The organism is Microcystis sp. M53598_WE2, assembly GCF_030067735.1.
Taxonomy (GTDB): Bacteria; Cyanobacteriota; Cyanobacteriia; order Cyanobacteriales; family Microcystaceae; genus Microcystis; species Microcystis aeruginosa.
The window spans coordinates 1-3395 of record NZ_JASJFE010000830.1 but is presented as its reverse complement, the minus strand read 5'-3'; the positions used below and the strand labels follow the sequence as shown (position 1 = coordinate 3395).

The 3395-nt window shown below is 47.3% G+C and carries 2 protein-coding genes; one reads left to right on the top strand and one right to left on the bottom strand.

Features of this window, described 5'->3' with window-relative positions; translation table 11 throughout:
• Positions 1-205: 205 nt before the first annotated feature.
• Complete coding sequence (gene ccsB, locus PX636_RS16820) at positions 206-1192, bottom strand: c-type cytochrome biogenesis protein CcsB (RefSeq protein WP_002797576.1); 987 nt, start codon at positions 1190-1192, stop codon at positions 206-208.
• 132 nt (positions 1193-1324) lie between these two features.
• Here ccsB and ftsH point away from each other — a divergent pair, with 132 nt between their 5' ends.
• Positions 1325-3289: an ATP-dependent zinc metalloprotease FtsH gene (gene ftsH, locus PX636_RS16815; RefSeq protein WP_288117947.1), complete on the top strand. Its 1965-nt coding sequence runs from the start codon at positions 1325-1327 to the stop codon at positions 3287-3289.
• Positions 3290-3395 lie beyond the last annotated feature (106 nt).

Genomic DNA, 3395 nt, shown 5'->3' with positions numbered 1-3395 from the left:
GTTGAAGCATGAAACCCAACGCCAGATTATGTTACGCTACCGCTAACCCATCCTACAAATAATTGTGCCTCCCTACTTATAATTATTTATGGTTTGCGGCAAAAAGTTTGTTGGTGGGGTTAGGAGTCGGTCGTCGGTCGTCAGAAGATTATTTTTATTTATTCTTCCCACACCCCACACCCCACAACCCACCCCTATAACTGATTTAGAAAAACCAGCCGTAGGAATGAAGACCTTTACCTAAAAGATTCACCCCTAAATAACATACCCAAACCACAACAAAACCACTGGCAGCTAGAATAGCCGGTTTTCTTCCCTGCCATCCCCGGGTAATGCGGGCATGGAGATAAGCGGCAAACACTAACCAAGTGATTAGCGCCCAAGTTTCTTTCGGGTCCCAACTCCAATAGGAACCCCAAGCTTCATTGGCCCAAACTGCCCCGGCGATGATACCGATAGTGAGAAGGGGAAAACCGAGACCGATGACCCGATAACTGATATTATCGAGGGTTTCCGCCAAGCTAAGACGTTGGGGCGAAAGAGTCGCCATCGCTGTTAAGGTGGGAGTTAAAAGGGCGGTTGTGCCACCGTTAGCCGTTTCCATGAAAATTGGGGCAGAAAGAGTGGTAGATAACTTATTTTGCAGACGATAGGCTCCCGTACCCACGGAACTGCCTTTTAACTCGATATTTTGACCTCTAGTGACGATCAGAAAAGCGATCGCCATCAGGGAACCCACCATCAAAGCAGCATAACTTAACATCATGACGCTAACGTGCATCATCAACCAATTCGATTTTAAAGCCGGAACCAAGGGCGCCGAAGTTTGCATTTCCCCGGGTAAGGACAAAGTGGCAAAAGCAGTAATCCCCATGGCTACAGGAGTCGTCACCACCCCCACCAGGCGACTGCGGCTAGTGTACTCAGCAATTAAATGAACCGCAGTTACACCCCAAGCGAGAAAGAATAAAGATTCGTAAAGATTGCTGATGGGGAAATAACCCGCTTCTAACCAGCGCGCCCCCAATAAAGCGGCGATACAGAGGTTAGCGATGGCCACTCCCGTGCTGCCCAGGCCGGGCAACAAAGGTATGCTAGGAAAGGCTGCCCCGGCCCAATAAACCAGCATGGTTAAAAACAGGACTAAAAAAGAAGTGTTATCGAGAAAGTTCTCTAAGCTAACTAAATTCATGGGATTTCTCTCGTTTGTCGCTCGCTCGCTACCAAGTATTCCATCCTCTATCCTATCCCATCGGTAAGGCGATCGAGACAGGGAATTGTTAGTATGAACTTTGCATTTTCACTCTGACCCACCCTAAAAATTATGACTAATCAAGAAGATAATCAATTTTCCTGGTCGCGTTTGCCTCTGTTAGGCAAAATCCTGATCATTTGTTCTGGTGTTGCCGTTTTAGGCTATTTTCTTATCCCTCGTCCCTCAGAATTGTCCAATATTACCCTCGAACCCTACAGCGAATTTATCAGTAAAGTGGAACGGGGCGACATCAGTAAGGTCAGAATTGGCAATCAAGTCATCTATTATCAATTAAAAAATCCTTTAGAATCCCTGGCTATTCCGGGTAATCCCCCCGTTAATCCCCCAGAATCAAGTAATCCCTTTCACGGTGATTCTAGTTCTCTGGCAAGCAAACCAAGCAGTAATCTAGTCTCCAGACGAGTCTTTGCCACGATTCCAGTTTATAACCCCCAATTACCCCAACTATTACAGCAAAAAGGCGTAATCTTCGAGGCGATTCCTGTGGCCGAAAACAGTTGGATCACCACTCTCCTCGCTTGGGTGGTTCCTCCCTTAATTTTAGTCGCCGCCATGCAGTTTCTGTTCTATCGCAACGATGACACCCGTAAATCGCTGCTTTTTAACAAAAATCTCGCTAAAGTTTACGGAGACGGCGAAAAATATCCGATTACCTTCGGTGATGTGGCCGGGGCCGAGGAAGCAAAAACCGAGTTAAAGGAAATCGTCGAATTTCTCAAGGATGCCGAGCGCTTTAATAAAATTGGGGCGCGTATTCCTAAGGGTGTTCTCTTAGTCGGACCGCCGGGGACGGGGAAAACTCTCTTAGCGAAAGCGGTCGCGGGGGAAGCGGGAGTGACGTTTTTTAGCATTTCGGCCTCGGAATTCGTGGAATTATTTGTCGGGACCGGGGCAGCCCGGGTGCGGGATCTATTTGCCCAAGCGAAGAAAAATGCCCCTAGCATCATTTTTATTGATGAATTGGACGCGATCGGTAAATCGAGAAGTTCGGGATCGGGAACTAGCGGCAGCAATGATGAGCGCGAGCAGACTTTAAACCAACTTTTGACAGAAATGGACGGTTTTAGCCCCAAAGAAGCCGTCGTCATCGTTTTAGCCGCCACCAATCGCCCAGAGACTCTTGATGCCGCTTTATTGCGTCCGGGGCGCTTTGATCGCCAAGTTTTGGTGGATCGTCCCGATTTAGCGGGAAGATTGGCAATTTTGGAAATATACGCCCAACGAGTCCAGATGGGTGAAGATGTTAACCTCAAAGCGATCGCCACCCAAACCCCCGGTTTTGCTGGTGCCGATTTAGCCAACCTCGTCAATGAGGCTGCTCTCTTGGCTGCCCGCAATAATCGGGAAAAAGTCAGTCAAATTGACTTTAAAGAGGCGATAGAAAGAGTTATCGCTGGCTTAGAAAAGAAAAGTCGCGTTTTATCGGAAAAAGAAAAGAAAATCGTCGCTTATCACGAAGTTGGCCATGCTTTAGTCGGTGCTGTCATGCCGGGAGGTGGTCGGGTGGAGAAAATTTCCATCGTTCCCCGGGGTTTATCCGCTTTGGGTTATACCCTGAAAATTCCCACGGAAGACCGTTTTTTGATGACAGAAACCGAATTTAAGGAACAAATTACTATGTTATTGGGCGGTCGGGCAGCCGAAGAATTAATCTTTGGCAGTGTCACTAATGGCGCTTCCGATGATTTACAAAGGGCGACGGATATTGCTGAAAGAATGGTGACAATGTATGGTATGAGTAAATCCCTGGGACCCCTAGCCTACGATAAAACAGGACAGGCTAATTTTTTAGGTAATAATCAGGGTAGTCCCCGCCGTTCGATCGGGGAAAATACGGCCAAAGCGATCGATGAAGAAGTTAAACAAATTATCGACGCTAGTTACCAAAAAGCCCTAGCAATTCTCAGTCACAATCGCAATTTATTAGAGTCCATTACCGCTAATCTTTTGACCACCGAAGTAATCGAAGGAGAAGAATTGCAAGAATTCTTAAATCAAGCGCAAATGGTCTGATCAATCCCCATAAATAGGGTCTGCTGAAAAAGTTTTTCGTGGGGACAGGGTGTGGGGTGTGGGGTGTGGGGTGTGGGGAAGTGGGGAGAACAAAGCTGCCTTTTGC